The sequence below is a fragment of the Nostoc sp. genome, assembly GCF_035638895.1.
Taxonomy (GTDB): Bacteria; Cyanobacteriota; Cyanobacteriia; order Cyanobacteriales; family Nostocaceae; genus Nostoc.
Genome location: NZ_DASQZC010000403.1, coordinates 1 through 1945 on the forward strand (window position 1 = coordinate 1; position 1945 = coordinate 1945).

3 protein-coding genes and 1 pseudogene are annotated in these 1945 nt (G+C 38.2%); 2 read left to right on the forward strand and 2 right to left on the reverse strand.

The window, feature by feature from the left end; translation table 11 throughout:
* Nucleotides 1-171 (reverse strand): annotated as a pseudogene (locus VE944_RS20030) (tyrosine-type recombinase/integrase); the annotation flags it as partial.
* 181 nt (nucleotides 172-352) lie between these two features.
* On the opposite strand from VE944_RS20030, the gene VE944_RS20035 reads away from it, so the two are divergent.
* A complete protein-coding gene (locus tag VE944_RS20035; RefSeq protein ID WP_324980806.1) occupies nucleotides 353-946 on the forward strand; it encodes a hypothetical protein in 594 nt (197 codons plus the stop codon).
* On the forward strand, nucleotides 930-1289 hold the full coding sequence (locus tag VE944_RS20040) for a hypothetical protein (RefSeq protein ID WP_324980813.1): 360 nt from the start codon (nucleotides 930-932) through the stop codon (nucleotides 1287-1289). The genes VE944_RS20035 and VE944_RS20040 overlap by 17 nt, the downstream gene beginning before the upstream one ends.
* A gap of 181 nt (nucleotides 1290-1470) precedes the next feature.
* On the opposite strand, the gene VE944_RS20045 is transcribed toward VE944_RS20040, so the two are convergent.
* On the reverse strand, nucleotides 1471-1945 hold a 475-nt coding region (locus VE944_RS20045), incomplete at its 5' end, for a tyrosine-type recombinase/integrase (protein ID WP_324980816.1).

A 1945-nucleotide genomic window follows, 5' to 3' on the forward strand; every position in this document is an offset into this window, starting at 1 on the left:
GATGAAAATCTGCCGTTCGGCCCACATCAGTGCATCCCAGCGCAAACCGCATTTAGCCCCTACAGCTTCCCCCACCCGCAAGCCGTGGCGAAACATGAGCAGCATCAGTGTATAATCACGGTGAGAATAACGAGCTTTGCGTTCTAGTGCGGCATCGAGTATAGATCGCACTTCACTTGGTGTAAGGTATTCTCTAGACCTGTAATGCTTGTTGGGTTGACGAATGGGGGGGTGGCGGCCTCATTGATTCCTGCTAATACTGTCCGGTAGATGCGTCATTCTTGAAGCTTTATTTAACGCAGCTTAATAAAGAATTGGTATAAATCGAAAATCATTATCTTAAAAAAATTAATTGACAACATTAGATAACAATATTTGTATTATGTATAACAATTTATCTTTTAAAATTACTTCTATTGCGTTTGTAATCGTTGTATTTACGAGTATTATTAACAATTCATTTTTTGTTCCTAAAACGTCATTTATTTCAGTTAAATACAGTCAATTTTCACCTACTTTTGAAGATAAAAAATTCCCAATATTTACTCAAGCTACTCCTCCAGAAAAAAACCTAGTAGAGAATTTACCACCTTTAAATGTTAGTAATACTCCTGTAAGACTTTCAGATCGTGAAATTTGGTTGTCTTGTGCAGTACTTCTTTTTGGCGTACTTGTCCTTATGTTAGAGTTTATACTGGTTAAAAGTAGTAAAGAAATTGTTAAATTGCAGGACTTACTAATGCTCTTTACAGTAACGTTAATTATTGTAGGTACACTCTTTTTAATAAGTTCTGGTATTTCTTCAAATCAAATTGCGCCTGCTTTAGGCTTGTATGGAACAATCGTTGGTTATCTTTTAGGAAGGCAAGATGAAAGACAGATTGGAGTCCAAAATAATAAACAAGATAACATAAATAAAGAGCGGAATCATGAAAAGGAAAATTAAAATAGCTATCACTGTTATTTTCGAGCTATTACTAATTATTAGCCCAGACAAAAGAGTTTTTAGTCAAATACTTCCAGATGATACCTTTACTATACAAAATGATGGTCTTAAGAATACAGTTACAATATATGTAGGCAATGGTTCAAATGGTTTGCGTTCAGTGAATATTCTTTCACAAAAAACTGTAGAGTTGAGTTGTACTAAAGAATCAAATGTGTACATAGCTACGCGCAATTCTGGTTCAGTAAATTACAAGATAGACTGCGCTAAAGGTTTGAGGTATTCTCTAGCATGGAATAACAAGAAGAATTTGTGGGACATTTATAAAATAAATAGAGAATAAATAAGACAGCAAAATATCGCGGTTGTATAACATCTGTGCCTTAATATCTTTAATTTGCTCCCCGTTCCTATGTCCATTCGAGCTAATAACAGTTACGCCATATTTGCTCCTACTACTGTTTACTACGTTTACACTTGTAAATAGTTAATCCATAATTATTCCTTTATCTCACGCTAAGATATTACAAATCACCCCAATCAAAATTCAGGAAGCGTCGAGCGTTAAGCTTTGTATATTTTTCAGTGTGTTTGATATCGCGGTGTCCCAGGAAGTCCTGGATTTCTCTGGTGTTATACCCCTGATTCACCAGATAGTAACCGCAAGCATGACGCATCATGTGGCAATGTACTTTGATATCAAGCCCGGCCTGCGCTGCCAGTCGCCCAATCAGCTTTCGCACCGCATCAGTAGACATCACCTCACCACGCTCGGAAACGAAAATATATTTGCTATCGGGCAACATCTCTCTGAGTTCTTTGAGCAAAACTAATTCATCGTCTCTCAAGGGATGCACCCCTGAATCGCTGCCCTTTTCCCTGGTGATGAAAATCTGCCGTTCGGCCCACATCAGTGCATCCCAGCGCAAACCGCATTTAGCCCCTACAGCTTCCCCCACCCGCAAGCCGTGGCGAAACATGAGCAGCATCAGTGTATAA